This window comes from Pseudoruminococcus sp. (genome assembly GCF_047012705.1).
Taxonomy (GTDB): domain Bacteria; phylum Bacillota; class Clostridia; order Oscillospirales; family Acutalibacteraceae; genus Pseudoruminococcus.
The window spans coordinates 16,994-36,659 of sequence record NZ_JBKXNW010000004.1 but is presented as its reverse complement, the minus strand read 5'-3'; the positions used below and the strand labels follow the sequence as shown (position 1 = coordinate 36,659).

Sequence of the window (19,666 nt, the reverse complement as noted above, 5' to 3'; positions counted from 1 at the left end):
CCCGAAACCGTATAATAGCATAATATAGCTATTTTCGGCTTAATTTTGCAACTAAAATGCCTCGTCGAATCCGTATGCGAAATAACACACAATCGTGCAGCATTCAGCCACTTATTACTTACGGATGCCGAGTCTTGCTATGATTGAACGGTAACGCTCAATATCAACTTTAATAAGGTAGTTGAGGAGTGAACGTCTTTGACCAATCATCTTGAAAAGACCTCTTCTTGAGTGATGATCTTTCTTATGAGTCTTGAGATGCTCAGTAAGGTCGTTGATTCTCTTTGTGAGAAGAGCAATCTGAACCTCTGGTGAACCTGTGTCGCCTTCGTGTGTAGCATACTCTTTAAGTATTGCTTCCTTTTCTTCTTTAAGCATTAGTTTTTCCACCTTTTAATAAATTTACCCTACTAAGCTGAATCTCAGAAAAAGGATGTGGAATTCCAAACCGAATTTATTAATTCCTATGGCTTAAACCTATAACCGAGATTAGGGCAATCAGCCTTATTAGTATACCACATAGAAAGCAATTTGTAAAGGATATTTTTAATTACTTTTACAAAATTCATCAGATATTTTCCATATTACATAGCACGATAGAATATTACAACATAATAAGGTACATTTCCCTTATAACACATCGCAACACCCATTTCATTATAATGACTACTGTTTATATTTTGAGATTCAATATCCCTGTCAAGCCAAACATTAAGTACGTCCTTAGCAGTTTTCATACCCATAGCGATATTTTCACCAACATAATAGTAGTTATCCATATCCGCATAATATAGAACTGTGTCGTAATTTGTTCCGTCCGGTCTGGTATTAGAGAATTTTTGTGTTATCTCTTCAGCACGAATAGCTGCAAGGCTATCAAGATTTTTATTTCTTTTAAGTTCGCCAATATTCTTTGACGCCCTATAATTATTGATTACTTTAAAAAGTTCATTAGATGTTGAAATTTCATCAGTTACACTCTTTGTAGTAGCAGACGCTGTTGCAAAATCACTATAAAACTTATTTGAACCGGTTCTTGTGTTCATTCTTATTTTGAATTTATATTCAGTATTTATATTAAGATTATTAATAACATAGCTTGTTTTATCATAATCAACCGTTGCTACAAGATGATACGCCGATTCATTAGGTGCAAGCTGATATATCTCATAGCTTTTAGCAAGACTTGATGCATTCCACTTGAGCATTATAGAATAATAAGTCATAGTTTTTGCACTAAAATTAGTAACTGCTTCAGGGCATGTCATTTCATCAGCCATATCAAAAGAAGAATATGATGTAATACCATTGCTTACTATATATGCTCTGACTTTATAATAATATCTGGTATATGGTTTTAAATTTTTATCTGTATATGATGTTGAATTTGTAGAACCAACCTTTTCATAATTATTTGTGCTCTCATTCAATCTAAAAATCTGATAACCATTTGCATATGGATATTTTTCCCACTTTAAGGTTATAGAAGTGCTCGATGTTGGAATTGTTTCTGTTATATTAACCGGTTGAAATGTAGTAGTTGCTTTTACAGAAGAACTTTTAGCACTTGTTGTAATAGTACCATCGCTATTCTTTTTATATGCTGCAATCTTATAATAATACGAAGAATCTGCGTTTAAATCTGAGTCAGTAAAAGAATTTACTGATGCAGAAACAGTTTTTATATTAGAAAAGTTTGCATTATCACTACTTCTATAAATATAATATCCACTTACGCCAGAAACCGTATTCCATACGATTTTTATAGTTTTTGGTGAACATTCTGTAACCTTCAAGCCTGAAGGACACGATACTAATCCCTTATCAGTTGCAGTTACAGTTATAGCACTACTCTTTGGACCAATAGCTACTACGCCTGTTGATGTTTTATTATATGATGAAATCATATAATAATATTTCTTACCTACTGCAAGAGAAGTATCTATATAGGTTGTTGTTGATGGAGAAAGTGCTTTTATTGCCGAATAAGATTTTCCGTCTGTGCTTCTATAAATATAATATCCTGCTACATTAGATACTTTGTTCCAAGCCAATTTAATTGTATTATTAGAGATTGCAGAACCACTAAGACCCGTTGGTATCGGCAGAGATGATTTACTTGTTGTAGTAACATTTATAGCACTGCTCTTAGGACTAATTGCTATCGTGCCTGTTGATGTCTTTTTATAAGCTGAAATCATATAGTAATATTTCTTACCTGATGTAAGAGAAGCATTATTGTAAGATGTTGCTGAAGCCGATAATGTCTTTATTGCTGAATATGATTTTCCGTCTGTACTTCTATAGATATAATATCCCGTCGCATTAGATACCTTATCCCATTTTAAAATAATTGCATTATCCGAGTATCTTGTAATTTTGAAGTTTGCTGGTGCTGATAAAGATGATTTGCTTGTCGTAGTAACGCTTATAGCACTGCTCTTAGGGCTAATTGCTATAGCACCTGTTGATGTTTTATTATATGATGAAATCATATAGTAATATTTCTTACCTGATGTGAGAGAAGTATTACTGTAAGATGTTACTGAAGCCGATAATGTCTTTATTGCTGAATATGATTTTCCGTCTGTACTTCTATAGATATAATATCCCGTCGCATTAGATACCTTATCCCATTTTAAAATAATTGCATTATCTGAATATCTCGTAATTTTGAAGTTTGTTGGTGCCGGTAAAGATGATTTGCTTGTTGTAGTAACGCTCACAGCACTGCTCTTAGGACTAATTGCTGTCGCACCCGTTGATGTCTTTTTATAAGCTGAAATCATATAGTAATATTTCTTACCTGATGTAAGTGAAGTATTACTGTAAGATGTTGCTGAAGCTGATAATGTCCTTATTGCTGAATATGATTTTCCGTCTGTACTTCTATAGATATAATATCCTGTTACATTAGATGATTTATTCCAATTTAATATAACTGCATTATCTGAATATCTCGTAATTTTAAAATTTGTTGGTGCCGATAAAGATGATTTGCTTGTTGTAGTAACTTTAATTGAAGATGTTCTTGAACTTTTTGTAATTTTACCATTTACATCTGTATAGGAAATAAGTGCAAAATAATAAGATGTTCCGGCCTTTAGTCCAGAAACAGTATAAGCTGTTACTGACTGGGATGTAATACTTTTCAATCTGGTAAAATTAGAGTTATCAGTACTATAATACACAATATAGCCAGTCACACCATTAGCTTTAGACCAGTTGAGCCTTACAGCACTATCCGAATAAGATACAGCTTTTAGATTTTCCGGAGCAGAAACCGCTGCATTTACTTTTTCTGCCGTCATTGGTAATGTCAAAAATACCGAAAGAAAAATGAGAACTGCCAAAACAGAACTAACGGCTTTCTTTCCAAAAACATTAACCATTGTTAACACCGCCTTTATTTTACTAAAAAATACAGAAAAATCTATATTTTCCTATATTTATTATACCACTCAATCATTTTACTGTCAATCCGTTTAATTTTTTTGTGCATTTTATATATATTTATAGATACAAAAATTTCAACTGCTTTAGAAACTGTACTCTATATTTCATCTAAATATAGTAAAAAGCAAGTGACAGTTTAAACCATCACTTGCTTTCTTGCTTAATTAAATTTCTAAATATTTACCCGAAAATTGCTTCATTAGCAATCGCTATCGTTTCCCTAAAATGATATGTTGCAAGAAGATATAACGGCGTATCCGCACTCACTGCACCTGTAGGATTCAAGCCAACCTTTTTTGCAAGCATATTCGCTCTAAATTCGTGAAATCCATCTGTAACTATCGCAATATCCTTACTATAACCTTTTTCTTCAATGATTTTTTTAGAAAATTCAAGATTTTCCGAGGTGGTAGTAGACTTATCCTCCATAATTATTCTATCGGAAGATATTCCCTTTTCAGTCAAATAATTATACATACACTGAGCTTCACTTATCCCCTCATTAGAACCTTTTCCGCCAGAAACAATGCAAACTGAATTTTTATTTTCATTAAGATACTCATATGCAGCCTCAAGCCTTTTTGAAAGCATCAAACTTGGATTTGTCCCATTAACCTTACAGCCAAGTACAACTACCGTAGAGTTTTTAGTCGGAGCCTTTACTGCCGTTGCAATCATAAAACCACTAATAACCACAACATATGAAGCCCCAATAGTAATTAAAGAAATAACTACTGCAAGTATACATTTTCCAAGTTTTTTACTGCTGATTTTCTTCAAAATACTTTTAAATTTATTCCAAAAAATTGAAATCACAAAACCACATATAGATAAAAATAATCCAAGTAAGTTGCCAATATCAAAAATTGAAACTCTCATAGGGAGTATGAACCATATCGCCAATCCTAAAAATATCAACGAAAATAGCACTCTTAATATAATTTTAACAATACTCAATTTTTTCAAAATAAATCCCCCTTTTTTCAACATATTCTAACATATTTCAGTAAAAATATTGTTAATAGATGTTTAAGAAATCTCAAAAAATCGCTGACAACTTTCTGACAATTTTTTAACAAATAACTATAATCACTTAAATAAATTCCATTTTTACACAAATTGTGTTTATTGCCTTGACATAACTAAAATTATTGCCTATAATAATATATAGATACACATTTAGTGTTGATAGTAAGCAATAAACCTTAATTATACTTGCAGTGAATAAACCGCTAAAAGTGTGTAAGGCATAAGGTCGTTGCCAATTAAGAGTTTATTATTATACATTATTTAGGAGGGATATAAATACTTTTATTTTATAATAAAACAGAAAGCCCAAAAAGAGCTTTCTGTCTTTAAAATTCAAAACTTAATGCTTAAATTTTTTTCTGCTGATTAAGAACGAAGCAATACTTATGGCAAGAAGCGCTGCAACGAATATTAAAGCATAAATAGAATTATCTGCGTCATCAGGTTGTTCTATCGGGTTCAATTCCTTACTTGGTTTTTGTTCATCACGATTACCGCCGGATTGCTGAATCACAGATGATTCATCTTTACTCTCTTTATAAGTTCCCTCAGGCATAAGTTTTATTGTATTAACAAAATCCTCTGAACTTTTTCCCGTAGATGCCCTAAACGGATTTTTTTCAATGCAAAGCTTATTTGGAATATTTGTAAGCTTAACCTTATATTCACCTGCCGGAAGATTTGCACAAACAATCTTTCCGTTTTCATCAGATGTAAAGCTCTTTGAATTTATCTCGGCTTCAACTCCGCTTACAGCCTTTCCATCTTTATCAACAAATTCAAGCGTAAGGTCATCATATACAATAGTGTCGCAAAGCTTAATATCAGAAATATTATAGGCATAATCTACCGCTGCAAAAGCAACCTTATTTTGCGAAATTTTAAGGGATTTTTCATCGTCATCATATTTTTTAGCAAGTTTTTTTAACGCAGATTTCAGCTTTGTAATATCATAAGTAAATGTTGTGTTTCCGTTAGAATCAGATTTTTGTCCAACATAAACTATAGAACTTTTATCAAAGCCTATATTTGCGTCTTCCATAAGATTATAGATAGAACTGCTATATTCATACTTTCCAGCTTTGCCATTATAAACCGCAACATATATATCAAAACCCTGTATTGCATTATTATCATATCCCGAAATTTCAAGATAAGTTTTCTTATCAGCAAAATAAGTCTTATATGATGTTTTGCTTGGTTTTTTATTATCCACAGTAAAGTTAAAGCTTCTTTTCTGCTCTGAAATATTTCCTATAGATTCCTCGATTTTACCACTTATTGTAAGAATATATTTTCCATCGCTAAGTGAAGAAAGCATAGTATTTATTGAAGTAGAATTATCATTAGAATCCGCTCTGTTTCTGTTAAAGGCTTCGCTTTCATATATAACAGCTCCGCTATCGTTCTTTATAACGCATTTAAAATCAATAAGATTTCTTTTAGCAAGCGAGCGTATATATAATGTAGGATTTGTAGCTGACAAATTGTTCAAAGCTGTTTGCAAGGTATTTGCATTAAACGAAATATTTTCCCCATCAAAGACCTTAGTAAATTTATTATATCCAAGCAACATAGAATAGTTAAATTCTTCTTCGTTGTTAGTAGAAAGATAAAGATAGCTGCTTTGTTTATCAGCCTTTTCATTGCTATCATATATAAAGCTGCCAAAAGCACTTTCCTGTGCATAGTTTCCTACAAAACCAAGTAACGATGAACTTATTGTTACATCATCTTCTTGAGAAAAAAGAACATATCCATCGAGATAAAAACCTTCTGAGAAATAAGCTCTTTGTTCAAGAATAAAAGCTGAATTGAGCTTAATTTTAATAGTAACGGTTTTAGTCTTATTTGCATCAAGGCTTATGGTATTTATTTCCTTATCATCTACAATAAATTTTACAAGATAATTACTGCTTATAATGTCCTCACGATATGTCTTTTTACCTTTTGAATCATATTTTTCAGAGGAAAGTATAAGCGATGGAGTAAGGGTAATTTTTTTATCAGTTATATTAGTAATATCAAGATTAACTTCATACGAGCCAATATCACTGCTGCCAAGAACTGTAAACCCACTTGAAATATAAGCGTTTGCACTTAAAGCGTTATCTAAATTAACAAGACCTGCCCCCTGTGTGCGAACAGTTTCTTTCGCTGAATCATCTCTGTCCTCAATAATATCAGCCGTACTTGTTATAAGCTTATATGCAAGATCATTTTTCTGCTCTGCTGAGTATTTCTCAAAGCGTTTATCATTATTGATATACTCTTTTAAAAGTGCAAGCTTTCCTGAAACAAGTGCCGATGAAAACGATGAACCGTTTGCTGTACCATAGCGATTATTTGGAATTGAAGAATAACTTGGTGAAGTTTCAGCAAGCAAAGGATTTATTGAAAGACTGCCATTAGAACCATAAGATGCATTTGTAGAAATCTTTTTGTAGTTTTCATTATCACTTGTAAGAATATATTCTGTTGATATTCTTATTCCACCGGATTCTTTAAAATCCTCGATTGATGTATTCTTCACAATAGCGGTCGGAACTGTTGTTGTTTCAGTAAGTTTTGTTTTATCATTGCCAAAAATAACTATTGCCAAAGCACCTCTCTGCTCAGCGAGATTTATGGCAGATTCTATATTCTCTTGTTTATCAGATACAAAAACAACTTTGTTTTTAAGTTCTATACTTTTATCATCTTTCAGACTATCATTATATATAACATAATTATAATCACCATCATTTATATTATAGAAAGAATAATCAGTTCTTCCGTCAGAAAACTTTGGCAGTATATATTCTATTCTTTCATCATTATAAAGGAAAAACAGAGAATAATTACTTTGTCCCTCAGCAGATGAAACGGAAAGAACTCCGGAAAGTGAAGCTATTGGCGATGCCGTACCATTTTCAACAGTACTGTCAGAATCAGCCTTTCCGAGGTTACCGGCAGGCATTACAACTGCTGTTCCGCACTTATGAATTCTCTCAAACATAGCATTAAAACTTGCCGCAAAATTGCTATCAAGTATCTTTTCACTGCCATAGCTTATATTGATAATATCCGCACCTAAAATAAGAGAATCCTCTATCGCACTCAAAATAACTGTACTATCTGCCACCTTTGATAAATCAGAACTGCATTTCATAAGCAGAAGTTGACTATTATACGCATTACTTGCAGAAGAAATATTCTCTATACTGCCTCCGATAATTCCGGCAACCATAGTTCCATGCTCACAATTATCAGAAAGAACATTGTTATCGTTATCGGCATAATCATAAGCATATAAAAGTTTCTGGTTTATATATAATGCAGTTGGTGTAAAATCGCCATTTATACAAGTGTGAAGATTTGAAACAAGATACATAAAATCATCTTGCTTATATTTTCCGTTTTCTGCATCAAGTGTAAAAATTTCATGATTTATATCAAAACCAGTATCAAGAATAGCAGTAACCGTTCCTGAACCTGTCAATTCTGTTTCTTTTGAATCTTCTTTTATATCAGCACTATCCGATACCGGAATAGACTTATTTTCGGTATCTTCATAAGGATTAAGCTCTATAGAAAGATATATACGCTTAATACCATCAAGCTTTTTAATCTCAGCAATTTTTTCGTATTCACAACTAAAAGATACCGAATTCATAACGACTGCCGTTGATTTTATGCTATCGGTTTCTTGCTTTCCTATTATATTTTCAAGAGAGTTTATAAATTTATTTTGTTCGTTTTTAATACTCGCAAGAAGATTTTTTGTCTGTTTATCAGAAATATATTTTTGTAAACTTATCTTTTGTGCAGACTTTAAATAGCTTTCACTTAATGAGGCGGTAGTAAGCTCCGTTGTTACCGTAACTATATCTGTATTCTTATATGGAATGGTAGAATTCTCATCTTTATTTATAAATTCTACCTTATTCTCTGTATTAACTTTATCGTTGATAACAAGCGAGGATTTATATATAGTCTTATCCTCTTCTTGTTCTTTTACGGTACTTGTAAGAGGCAAGACAAAAATCGTTGTAAGCAAAAGAACTAATGCAACAACGAATGTTATTCTTTTTTTCAATGCAAAAACCTCTTTTGGTCAAAATTTTATTTTTCAAAAATGTAATACTTCATTTATAGGATAATTAAATTAAGACATTTAAAGCTATTATATCACATATTTCTTAAAATGTACACCATATAATTATAGCCTGTATCATAATCACCCTTACGATACAGGCTTAAACTGAATTATTATATTATTTTTCTGTCATATCTGCAACTATTCTTACTGCAAAGCAATGTTCGCCAGTATAGCCATTTATTGCAGGGTGGCCTAAGCAATTAACAAAGACCAATGTTCCGTCTTTGCGTTTGATTCTATGTTTTAGATATACTTCCTGAGAAGTTTTGAGTGTATCATCTATTATCTTGCGATAAACTGCTCTCTCTTCTTCTAAAATCAAATCATACTGTGTAAGCTGATTTTCTATAACATCTTCCCAAGTATAGCCTGTTATTTCTGTAAAATTAGCATCGCACTTTGCCAATTTAAAATCAGGTGTCAAGAGATAATGAGAATATTTAAGAGGTGTAATTTGTGCAGAGCTTTCCTTAATATCATCTTCTATAATAGAATCCAGATTACGGATTTCATTATCTTTTCTTTCGTGCATAGTTTTTACAAGCTCTTCAAATTCTTCTACTGGTAAAGGTTTTGAGAAATAATAACCCTGCATTAAGGCACAACCAACATTACTTAAAAAAAGTGCTTGTTGTTTGGTTTCTACACCCTCTGCAACAACTGGAATTGTAAGCTCATGTGCCATACGAATAACAGCGTTTATGATTTTTCCGCCCTTATCTCCATTGCCATTTTTTTCATTTTGCAAGAACCTAAGGTCCATTTTAAGTACATCAACCTGAACTTCTTTGAGCATATTGAGAGAAGAAAAACCACTACCGAAATCGTCCATTTCAACAGTAAATCCAAGCTCATGAAGTTTATCGACAACACCTATAAGAACCTCAGGCTTACTCATATATGCACTTTCTGTAATTTCAAGCCTGAGCATAGATGCTGGAATATCATACTTTTTAAGAAGGTTAGTAAGTCGACTATATATTCTGTCATCAAGAAGGTCTATTCTTGAAATATTGACAGAAACGGAAACAGGGATAAAGCTTCCTTGGTCAAGCCATTTTCTCATAAGCTTACAAGCTTGCTCCCAAATATAGTAATCAAGCTGAGCAATCTGACCTGTTCTCTCTAAGATAGGTATAAACTCTCCTGGAGAAATCCAGCCTAATGAACTATGAGTCCATCTGCAAAGGGCCTCTGCACCTATGATTCTGTCTGTTACAAAATTATATTGAGGTTGAAGCCAAACCGAAATCTCACCATTTTCTAAGGCACTATCTATGCTCTGGCTTATAACAAGTTCTCTCCACTGCTTACGCCACATTTCTTCGCCAAAAATTCCAAGCTGATTTCCGCTGAGATTTTTAACGCTTTTTTGTGCAACATTAGCCCAATCGAACATCTGATTTATATTAGGATTGCTCATATCCTCTGGCTTAAGCTCATATATACCTGCTGCAATTTCTACATTGTAGCTTGTTCCAGGTCTTATAAGATAATTGCAAACCTTATTGCAAACTATATCAAAGTTTTTACGAATATCATCTTCACCCTTGAATTTTGTCAGAGTAACAAGTGTATCACCTGAAAATCTTCCACATGCCTCATTATCACCAATAAGCTTTACAACAAGTCCCGCCCAATATCTTATAAGCCTATCGCCTACTTCATATCCAAACAAATCATTTACAAACTTAAATTTCTTTATATCGCAAAACCACATAACATACTTTTCGTTTGGATTATTTCTTATAAGATATTCTGCACGCTTACGAAAACCATTAATATTAAGTGTTCCGGTAAGCTGGTCTATATCCTGAAACTGAAAATTATTATCATCAAATTCTTTCTTTTGCTCACTAATAATTCGTATAAAGTTTTTTTCTCTTGCAGTAAGCATCAGAGCGTTTTCAACTCTTCTGATTATAGCCGCTTTATTCATATTTGCCGAAATACAATCAAGTATTCCTATATCATATACACTCTGAATATTTTCCTCAATACCATCCGCAATAAGCATAACAGGAATATCGTTCAAATAATAGCTGTTTTTAAGATTTTTTAGGACATCAACATCTGCCCTATCAGAAAGTTTATCCGAAATAATCATAAGGTCTATGCTATAATTATTTTTAACTAAAATTTGTAAGGTTTCGTCTCCGCTCTCTGCCTCTATAATAAGATATTTTTCTTCAAGAGCCTTTGCAAAAATCTTACGGTTTTCAGGATTGCTATCAGAAATTAAAATTCTTATTTCTTCATCGTGGATTTTGTTTACCATCAATCTTTCCCTCCTGAAACAAAATTTATACCACCCAGACTAATTGTAGCAAAATTTAACAGATTTTTCAATATAAAACAAACCTTTTGACATTATTTTTATAATTAAAATAAAAAAGCACCGCATTAGGTGGCTTCAATTAGGGATTTTTAATCTCTGAAATAATCGGCATAACTTACGACAATGTAGGTTATGCCGTTTTTTCTTTGTCTGCCGGGATATCAACTGCACCAATAAAATTCCAATGGATGCAGATGGTCTGCTTTTTAGTTCTTGTTCCCGGCACCTTTTCAGGTTTGTAAACATCAATTCTCTCAACAAAACTTCTGATGATTTCAGCAGTAAGTTCTGTAATATCAGTGTACTTTCGTACCACCTTGAGAAATGAGTCCACATTCAATGTTTGCTCATTTGATTTGTCGATGAACTCCTGAAGTTCAGTCTGTCTTTGCTCAAGTTCTGTCTGCTCAGCATCGTAGGTTGCTGACATTCTTGCAAAACGCTCATCCGAAATCTTACCATCAAGATTATCTTCATAAAGTCTTTGAACAATGGTGTCCAGCTTTGCAATTCTACTTTTTACCTGTTCTAATTCCTTGTGGCTATCACGCAGTTGACGATTAAGTTCTTTCTCACTTTGCTTTGTCACAAGTGCGATAAACTCACTTTCATGCTCACGAGCATACGCAGTGATTCGATGGAGTTCTCTAAGGAGTATTTCTTCCACTTGAACATTGTGAATCTGATGCGATGAACATCCACCTTTGACCTTACGATATGTAGCACATACGAAATGTTCTTGCTCGTGTGTCCAGCCTTTGGCTCTTACCTGATAAAGCTTTGCACCACAATCTGCACAATACAACATCCCGGAAAGAATAGGCATTTCACCCATAGGTGTTCGTCTACGTCTGCCATCACGGATTCGTTGAACAATATCAAAAGTTTCCTGATCGATAATAGCCTCATGGGTATTTTCGAATATTTGCCACTTGGAAGGGTCATTTTGTAATGTTTTCTTAGACTTATATGATTTCTTGTAAGTTTTGAAATTAACTGTGTGACCTAAGTACTCCTGATGTAAAAGCAAATCTGCAACAGTTCTTGACTGCCAAGCATATGGATTATTCGGTACAACTGCAGGATAATTTATGCCAAGTGATTTGTAGTAAGCAGAAGGTACAAGAACCTTATCCTTTTCAAGTATTGACGCAATCTGACTTGGACCATATCCGTCAACGCAAAGGTTAAATATCCTGCGTACTACATTTGCTGCTGTTTCTTCAATAATCCAATGGTGCTTATCCTCCGGGTCTTTCACATATCCATAAGGTGGATTTGTACATAGTGGTTTTCCAGCTTCACCTTTGGCTTTAAATACTGCTCTGATTTTCTTGGAAGTATCCTTGGCATACCATTCGTTAATGATATTAAGGAATGGTGTAAAATCACTGTCCTGCTGATTATCGCTATCAACTCCGTTATTGATTGCAATGAATCGGATATCAGCGTTTGGAAATACCATCTCGGTATACATTCCTACCTGAAGGTAATCTCTTCCAAGTCGGCTCATATCCTTGACAATGACTGTTCCGATTTTTCCTTCCTCGACCATGGCAATAAGTCTTAACCAGTCGGGTCTGTTAAAGTTTGTACCACTGTAACCATCGTCCACAAAGAATTCAATGTTTCTAAAACCATTGTCATCGGCATATTTTTTGAGAATAGCCTTCTGATTGACGATACTGTTACTTTCTCCCTGAAGTTCATCATCTCTTGAAAGTCGGCAATATAATGCCGTAATTCTATCATTTGCGATAGTACTGAAAGACTGTCTGTTATTATTTTGTTTTATCATATTTGCTCCTTTCCGACAGTCTTCAAGCGGGATTATATATTCCCGTACTATCACACTTATATCAAGTCATATTCCTAAACTTTCGGATAATAATCTGCACAAACTTTTGCAAGTGAATTTGTGTGATTAACAATCAGTTTCTTCACCTTGTCATAGGCTGTTTCCTTGGCATCAACACTCTCTACAGAAATAACTGTAAAGAGTGTTGCACCAATTTGCATTTCAGAAACACGACAAGGTTTACCTTCATGTAATGTTTCTACCATAGACATTAACCCTCAATCTTAAGCACCTTGACTGCCTCGGGTCTTACAAGCTTTCCGTCAAGGAATTCAATGCCAAGATATCCAATCTGACTGTTCATAGCGAACTTCTCACGAAGTGCCTTAACGCTTGTATGGTCACGGTCTACGATGGTGTAGTAGCTGAAATCACCAAAGGCAACAGGTGATGCACCTGCAGCTGCATTAGGCATGAATTCTGAAATCATTACTTCTTTACCAAGAATGGTATCGTTACTGTGATTCCAGATATAGTTGCCATCAGCATCCTTTACTCTGCGAAGTGCAAATGCCGTTTCATCGTTCATAAGCCACTTACCGTTCTTGCGATATTCAGGCTTTACAGAAAAGTAAAGAGCCACAACATCATCGTATGTAAGTGCTGATGCAGTAGCACCGACTTCAGCACCACCATTATCAGAAAGAATACCAACAGGTTCTGTAGTACCGTTACCTGTGATAAAGGCTTTTTCTTCTGCACGGGAGAATGCCTTTGTAAGATGAGCAGTCATGTGCTTTTCAAAGTTATAGCCGGGACTGAAAACAAAATCCTCGTCCATACGGATGACTGCTGCAAGCTTGTGACTGTAAATATCATAAGGAGTAAAATCTTCCATACCGTCATAGATAGGAATAGCAGTACCTTCAGGAACGAATGATGCGGTATCATCACAGTCTCTCGCCCAGAACTTGTGGTCTCCCTGATTGTAAAGAACAGTACCAATATTACGGAATAAGCTTTCCTTGGCTAATGCTTCTGAAAACTTGCCTGCAGTATAGGAAGGAAGCTTGATAGTGCCCATAGATGTCTTGCCACTGCTAAGTGTTTCAGCAGATGCATTGTTCCCCTTCATTGCATTCCAGAATGCCTTGTCATATTCAGGGTCATGTGTAGTAATAAAACTTGTATTCATAGATATAAATCCTCCATAATTTGTTTGATTTTTGATTAGGGGTTAATTACCCCTTTGATTTTGCGATTTTTGTGCGTGGCTTTGCCCAACCGGTAGTCGCTCTATGCACTGTAGAGATTTCAACTGCCCCTGCCCACGAAGTGTCAGTTACATATCATCATGTCTTTCGATAGAAAGCTTGTAATATTCACAAAGCTCTGCTAAGTCCTGACTGTCATGGATATCAAAGTCCTGATGACCGCCATTAAGATGGAAGTGGTAAGCCTTTGAGATGGTAATCTTGATGTTCTCAGGTGTATAAAGAACAAGCCTGTTATGCATCTTGAAGTGCTTATCAAAGAACTCTTTATTAAGCATGGTGTATGCCTCCTTTCTTGGTATCTGCACAGGAACTGCATACATACAGTTCAAGTCTTGTATCGCTGGCTCTTTTGGTAACAGGTCTTAAGTGACTGTTGCAGAAGGGACAGCGTATTTTGTATTTGCCGTTGGCTCTGTTGGTATTGGTATTACGAACCTTTAATCGGAAGTAATAAGGCACCACCTCTTCAAGCCACATGGCATGGTTGTCGGATACGGTCTTTTCATCCCTGCACATACACAGTGCAATCTTCTCCGTACCTTTAGGGTCACAATCCACTACGGGATAGTAATGAATATCCATTATCGGTTCTCCTTTCACGCTTGGGGCAGGTTGTGGCAGATGATTTCAGCTAGAAAAAAATATAAAACCTTACGTGATAGGGCTTAAAATACCTGCCACAAAGTGCCACAAAAAATAGTTAGAACAGTGGCTCCACATAATCCTTAATGGAATAACCAATCAGGATTGTGGTTTTGTCACCGCCTGACTGTGGTCTCTTTCTTTCTACACGACCGAATTTGCGAAGTTCGTGCAGGAAGTTTCTGTTGTTTTCGCAGTAGCACCCATTGTCACTGCACCATCTGCGATATTCTTCATATACAACTGCAGTCTTAACTTCAGCGGTAGCATCAGGCACAAGCCTTTCTTCTGCAAACTGTGCCAGCTTGTCGCTTTCATACTGATAAGCACTGATAGCTGCAGTTACTGCTGATGGCTGTACGAACCCTTCATCATGAAGAATGCGATACCCGGCTATAAGCCAGTTAAGGATTGCACTCTGCGTTGTTGGTCTTGCGAATTCCTCTTTGAGCGTTCTGTCCTGCTCCCAAGGCTCGAAGTGCCTGTCAAAAGGAATGATGATAACTCTGTTTGAAGAAAACATCGTGATATCGGAAATCACAGGAAGATAATTGGTGTTGATGTAGAGTTTGAACTGTGGTTCAAAATCAAAACTGTTCTCGTTGAGAAATCTTGCGTTAAGTGTGTCATTTCCTGTCATATTCTTTACCTGTGCAGCATTAAGTACTAAGCCTCTGCTCGGCTCAGATATATTGGCAAATCGGATACCTGCAAGTCGGGCAATATCTTCACTTGGAGCCTGCGAATTAACAGTATGCTTTTGTGCGATAGTTTCAGGTCTTACGGCTTTACCATAATCACCAAGAACCCTGAGTACACTTTCCATAAGCGTTCCTTTGCCATTTCTGGTAGTTTCGCCATAAAGGAAAAACATACATTCATAACGGGTATCACCACAGATACCATAGCCGAGTGCCTTTTGAAGAAACAATGCCTTATCTCTGTCAGCGCTCATAACTTCATCAATAAACCTATCAAAGCGTTCACTTGTTGCATCGGGGTCATAATCGACAGGACTGATTTTGGTTAAGAAGTCCTCCGGGGAGTGCTCCTTAGGAATGCCTGTCCTTAAATCAAAAGTGACGTTATTGCAGTTGAACAGGTATCTGTTACTGTCGAATTTCTCCATCGGCACGGGATAAACGCTCTGTGCCTCCTTGATATAGGTTTCACGGAATCTGCGTTGCTGCCAGTACTTGCTTTCCTTTAAGAAAAGCAGTCTTTTTTCTTCATCCTTAATCGTTGAAGTGTAAAGAAGCATTGCATCTGCCAAGTCCTTACCAAGTTCCATGATTTTAAGATTCGCAATATCGGGTACCCATCGTTTACCGTCATAGACAAACCACTTCTTACGTTCAGGTACATATCTTGCGATTGCTTTGAACATATCTGCGAAGAGTCTGCCATAGCCGATATCACCACTTCGGTAGCGTCTGTTTTCAAGCAGGTTGAATTCAGTAAGCTTTGAAAGAATGTCGTTGAAATCCTCATCAGCAGTTGCCATCATCGGACTGTAAAATGCAGTACATTTCTTTACTGCATTTGTGAGTGTAATCATTCCATAGGTAGAACCACTTTGAACTCTGTCCCACTTGTCACGCATCAAGCCTGATCGTCTGAAAAGTCTGTCCATCTGCTCGGTGTTACCACCACACCAGAAAGCAAGTATTTCAGCTAATGCCATATCTGCTTCACTTTGAGATTTACCTTCAGGTATTTCACCATTCCACAGAGAGTTGAACTTATCTGCCTGCTTTGATTTTGATGCCTTGGTATAGACACTTTCATCGGATAGAAAACTACCGGGAGTGTCTACAACAGGAGCAGTAACATCTGCATCGGGTCTTTTCATGTACTTATCCAAAACCATCTGTAATTGCTCACTATGTTCATTAACATCTGCACCATGAATTGCTTTTCCTGTCAGTGTGAGAAATTTGCCTGTAACATCAGGGGCATAGACTTCCACATGGGTATTGCGATTATTGATGTAGTAGCGTTCACTGTCATAGGCAAATCCATCTGCAAGAATAAAGATATGAATACCATTGCCTGACGGACTAAGTTCAGTATAGGAGTCAAGGGTATCAACAATATCCTGACCTCTTGCATCAAGCTTTCCATTAACAACGCAGTCATCAACATCCACAAGCCTTAATGGTTCAAAGCACCCAATACCGATACCTGCATAACCACCATTAGCAAATGCCTCCACAGTTTCATCAAAAGATGAATAATGCTGTGGATTAGTAGCATCGGCTCGTTTTCCGTTAAGCTGATATGGTATTTTGTCAGGCTTTGTCTTACCCGGTTTCATTACAAGCTTCCACAGACAGAACCTGCCATGGTCTTTCATGAACTTGGGTATCGTGGAGTAATCGAAAATCTCCACATTCAGTTTTTCGTTTTTCTTATCCATACATCTGTATGACCTCCTTCCTAAGGACAGCTCTCTGTATCGTCTTTACACTTTCCCGCTGGAGAAAGCTTTACAGTTTGAGCGGATACATTTGAAAGAATTTCTGTCCTTCCTAACTGTTAGCCTTGAAAGAGGCATCAAAAGGACGTTTTTTAGGAAGAAAATAAAAAATCCATCTGCAAATGTTACAGATGGACTGGAGGGGTAGAAAAATTCATAATATTGTGGTATAATAACGCTATATTTTTGAGATAATTCCGGGAAGGAGATGCAATATGGGATTTACAGAAGAGATTAAAAGAATCAGACAGAGATGTTTTTTGACACAGCAGGACTTTGCCAAAGAAGTACAAGTGGCATTTTCTACTGTTAATAGATGGGAAGGCGGTAAAGCAAAGCCTAACCTTATTGCAATGAAAAATATAAAGGAGTTCTGCCTTAAGAATGATGTTGACTATGCAGGCGTTGAAGAGGCATGGCTTGATTTTAAAGTGGAGGGAAAATCAAAATGATTAAAGACATAATGACTGCAAATGAATTGGTTACACCAAATCAAAAAGAAATAAATGTTCTAAAAGAAAATTTCCCATCATGTTTTAATGCTGATGGCGCTTTTGACATGGTAAGATTTTCAGAGTTTTTAAAGGACAAAATTGATGTTACCCATGAAGGTTATGAATTGAAATTCTTAGGCAAAAACTACTCAAAGATGCTGGCATCACTCGACACAGAAACTGTAATTGTTCCAGACGAAGCTCATAACAGCCTTCCTGAAAATATGAACAGTGAGAATGTATATATTAGTGGTGATAACCTTGATGGTTTGAAACACCTGCTTAAATCATACGCAGGAGAGGTTAAGTGCATCTACATTGATCCTCCCTACAACACAGGGTCTGATGGATTTGTTTACAATGATAAGTTTAACTTCACTGTTGAGGATTTGGTTGAAAAGCTAAGTATTGATGAGGAACAGGCACAGCGAATTCTTGATTTGACGAACAGAGGTAGTGCATCACATTCAGCGTGGCTGATGTTTATGTATCCTAGATTGCAAATGGCTAGAGATTTATTGAGTAAGCAGGGAGTAATTTTTATGTCTATTGATGACAATGAAAAAGACAACCTGAAATTGCTATGTGATGATATTTTCGGTGAAAATAATTTTATTGCTAGTATTATTGTGCAAGCTAATAAGAGAGGGCAAACTTATAAGCAACTTGCAAAGACTCACGAATATTTATTGGTATACGTAAAAAATGAAGATGTACTTTTGAACGAATTATCAAAGGCAGCTGGTGCTTTCGACAAACAAGATTCTATTGGAGAATTTGAAGAACGTGAACTTAGAAATAGGAATCCAAAGTTTGGTAAATTTAATCGTCCTAATCTATTCTATCCTATTTATGCTAATCCTAATGTTGTTGACGAGTGTGGATACTGTCCAATTTCATTAGAAAAAACACCTGATTTTTCAATTGAAATTCTTCCGTTTAATAGCGAAGGTGAAGAAAGCTGCTGGCGTTGGGGGATGAAAAAACTTGCAGATAACAACAATCCTGATTCGATGGAGAGTGATGTTGTTGCCAAATTAAAAAATACAGGTGAATATGGAGTTTACGAGAAATATCGTAAAGGCACATATAAAGCTAAAACAATATGGTATGAAGATAATATCGTTGGAGATTTGGTTGAAGAAGATGATGATATATGGGAAGAAACAGGGGTTATTACAGAACAGGGCTCAAAAGAATTGGGCATGTATGGTATGGCAGATGCATTTGATTTTCCAAAACCAACTTATCTTGTGAAAAAAGTTATGCAAATAGGTGGCTCTGAAGATTCTTTGTTCATCGACTTCTTTTCTGGTTCGGCAACATCAACAGAAGCAATTATGTCTTTAAATGCAGAGGACAACGGAAAAAGAAAAATCATTGCTGTTCAACTTCCAGAAAATCTTAATCATAAATATGAAACTGCTGGAAAAACTGAAAAACCTAAAGTAAAAAAGGTTTTAGATTTTCTGGATTCTGCCAACAGACCACATACTCTTGATTATGTTGGAATTGAAAGAATCATTCGTGCAGCAAAGAAAATAAAAGAAGAAAATCCAGACACCACAGTAGACCTTGGGTTCAAGCATTATACTTTAGCAGAGGTTAGTCAGACTACGCTGGATAAGATTGAGAAGTTTGACAACAGCGGAATTATTACTGATACAACTGTATATGATGAATTCGGTACTGCAACTGTGCTTATAACTTGGTTGGTGCATGACAATTATGGATTTATAAATAAGTGCGATATGGTTGACCTTGCAGGATACACAGCATATTGGTGTGAAAATCACTTATACCTTATCAATCCGGGACTTACCGAAGAATCCATTAAGTCTCTTGTTGAGAAATACAATACTGACGGTGCATTTAACCCTCAGAACATTGTTCTCTTCGGTTATAGCTTTAATTATGTAGAAATGGAGAACTTGAAAACAAATGTTAAGATTCTCCGTGACTCTGAAAAGAATTTAAAAATCAATCTGGACATTAGATATTAAGGGAGGTGT

The 19,666-nt window shown here is 35.5% G+C and carries 13 protein-coding genes; 2 read left to right on the top strand and 11 right to left on the bottom strand.

Annotation, left to right across the window (positions count from 1 at the left end; genetic code table 11):
* Positions 1 to 114: 114 nt before the first annotated feature.
* The 11 genes from rpsO to ACLU24_RS04810 form a co-directional block, all read right to left on the bottom strand.
* Positions 115 to 378 (bottom strand): 30S ribosomal protein S15, encoded by a 264-nt coding sequence (gene rpsO / locus ACLU24_RS04860; protein ID WP_022264901.1) that lies wholly within the window; start codon positions 376 to 378, stop codon positions 115 to 117.
* Between the two features lie 206 nt (positions 379 to 584).
* On the bottom strand, positions 585 to 3,392 hold the full coding sequence (locus ACLU24_RS04855; protein ID WP_412610725.1) for a fibronectin type III domain-containing protein: 2,808 nt from the start codon (positions 3,390 to 3,392) through the stop codon (positions 585 to 587).
* A 244-nt stretch (positions 3,393 to 3,636) separates the two neighbouring features.
* Positions 3,637 to 4,422 (bottom strand): YdcF family protein, encoded by a 786-nt coding sequence (locus ACLU24_RS04850; RefSeq protein ID WP_412610724.1) that lies wholly within the window; start codon positions 4,420 to 4,422, stop codon positions 3,637 to 3,639.
* A gap of 403 nt (positions 4,423 to 4,825) precedes the next feature.
* Positions 4,826 to 8,563 (bottom strand): S8 family serine peptidase, encoded by a 3,738-nt coding sequence (locus tag ACLU24_RS04845; protein WP_412610723.1) that lies wholly within the window; start codon positions 8,561 to 8,563, stop codon positions 4,826 to 4,828.
* A 178-nt stretch (positions 8,564 to 8,741) separates the two neighbouring features.
* On the bottom strand, positions 8,742 to 10,904 hold the full coding sequence (locus ACLU24_RS04840; protein ID WP_412610721.1) for an EAL domain-containing protein: 2,163 nt from the start codon (positions 10,902 to 10,904) through the stop codon (positions 8,742 to 8,744).
* A 190-nt stretch (positions 10,905 to 11,094) separates the two neighbouring features.
* Positions 11,095 to 12,762 carry a recombinase family protein gene (locus ACLU24_RS04835; protein ID WP_412610720.1) on the bottom strand — a complete coding sequence of 556 codons (1,668 nt, stop codon included), beginning with the start codon at positions 12,760 to 12,762 and terminating at the stop codon, positions 11,095 to 11,097.
* Between the two features lie 74 nt (positions 12,763 to 12,836).
* Entirely contained in the window at positions 12,837 to 13,028 is a 192-nt protein-coding gene (locus tag ACLU24_RS04830; RefSeq protein WP_412610718.1) for a transposon-encoded TnpW family protein, read from the bottom strand.
* 5 nt (positions 13,029 to 13,033) lie between these two features.
* On the bottom strand, positions 13,034 to 13,957 hold the full coding sequence (locus ACLU24_RS04825; protein WP_412610717.1) for a phage major capsid protein: 924 nt from the start codon (positions 13,955 to 13,957) through the stop codon (positions 13,034 to 13,036).
* Between the two features lie 147 nt (positions 13,958 to 14,104).
* Entirely contained in the window at positions 14,105 to 14,314 is a 210-nt protein-coding gene (locus tag ACLU24_RS04820; protein ID WP_412610715.1) for a hypothetical protein, read from the bottom strand.
* Positions 14,307 to 14,621, bottom strand: a complete 315-nt coding sequence (locus ACLU24_RS04815; protein ID WP_412610713.1) for a hypothetical protein — start codon at positions 14,619 to 14,621, stop codon at positions 14,307 to 14,309. Before ACLU24_RS04815 ends, ACLU24_RS04820 begins: the two co-directional genes overlap by 8 nt.
* Positions 14,622 to 14,739: 118 nt before the next feature.
* On the bottom strand, positions 14,740 to 17,100 hold the full coding sequence (locus tag ACLU24_RS04810) for a phage/plasmid primase, P4 family (RefSeq protein ID WP_412610712.1): 2,361 nt from the start codon (positions 17,098 to 17,100) through the stop codon (positions 14,740 to 14,742).
* A gap of 275 nt (positions 17,101 to 17,375) precedes the next feature.
* On the opposite strand from ACLU24_RS04810, the gene ACLU24_RS04805 reads away from it, so the two are divergent.
* Together ACLU24_RS04805 and ACLU24_RS04800 are read left to right on the top strand one after the other, a co-directional pair.
* Positions 17,376 to 17,612, top strand: a complete 237-nt coding sequence (locus tag ACLU24_RS04805) for a helix-turn-helix domain-containing protein (protein WP_412610711.1) — start codon at positions 17,376 to 17,378, stop codon at positions 17,610 to 17,612.
* Positions 17,609 to 19,657, top strand: a complete 2,049-nt coding sequence (locus tag ACLU24_RS04800; protein WP_412610709.1) for a site-specific DNA-methyltransferase — start codon at positions 17,609 to 17,611, stop codon at positions 19,655 to 19,657. Before ACLU24_RS04805 ends, ACLU24_RS04800 begins: the two co-directional genes overlap by 4 nt.
* Positions 19,658 to 19,666: the final 9 nt, after the last annotated feature.

Coding starts and splice junctions, on each gene's coding strand:
- rpsO (WP_022264901.1), bottom strand. CDS start 378: ATGCTTAAAGAAGAAAAGGAAGCAATACTTAAAGAGTATGCTACACAC.
- ACLU24_RS04855 (WP_412610725.1), bottom strand. CDS start 3,392: ATGGTTAATGTTTTTGGAAAGAAAGCCGTTAGTTCTGTTTTGGCAGTT.
- ACLU24_RS04840 (WP_412610721.1), bottom strand. CDS start 10,904: ATGGTAAACAAAATCCACGATGAAGAAATAAGAATTTTAATTTCTGAT.
- ACLU24_RS04835 (WP_412610720.1), bottom strand. CDS start 12,762: ATGATAAAACAAAATAATAACAGACAGTCTTTCAGTACTATCGCAAAT.
- ACLU24_RS04830 (WP_412610718.1), bottom strand. CDS start 13,028: ATGGTAGAAACATTACATGAAGGTAAACCTTGTCGTGTTTCTGAAATG.
- ACLU24_RS04825 (WP_412610717.1), bottom strand. CDS start 13,957: ATGAATACAAGTTTTATTACTACACATGACCCTGAATATGACAAGGCA.
- ACLU24_RS04820 (WP_412610715.1), bottom strand. CDS start 14,314: ATGCTTAATAAAGAGTTCTTTGATAAGCACTTCAAGATGCATAACAGG.
- ACLU24_RS04815 (WP_412610713.1), bottom strand. CDS start 14,621: ATGGATATTCATTACTATCCCGTAGTGGATTGTGACCCTAAAGGTACG.
- ACLU24_RS04810 (WP_412610712.1), bottom strand. CDS start 17,100: ATGGATAAGAAAAACGAAAAACTGAATGTGGAGATTTTCGATTACTCC.
- ACLU24_RS04805 (WP_412610711.1), top strand. CDS start 17,376: ATGGGATTTACAGAAGAGATTAAAAGAATCAGACAGAGATGTTTTTTG.
- ACLU24_RS04800 (WP_412610709.1), top strand. CDS start 17,609: ATGATTAAAGACATAATGACTGCAAATGAATTGGTTACACCAAATCAA.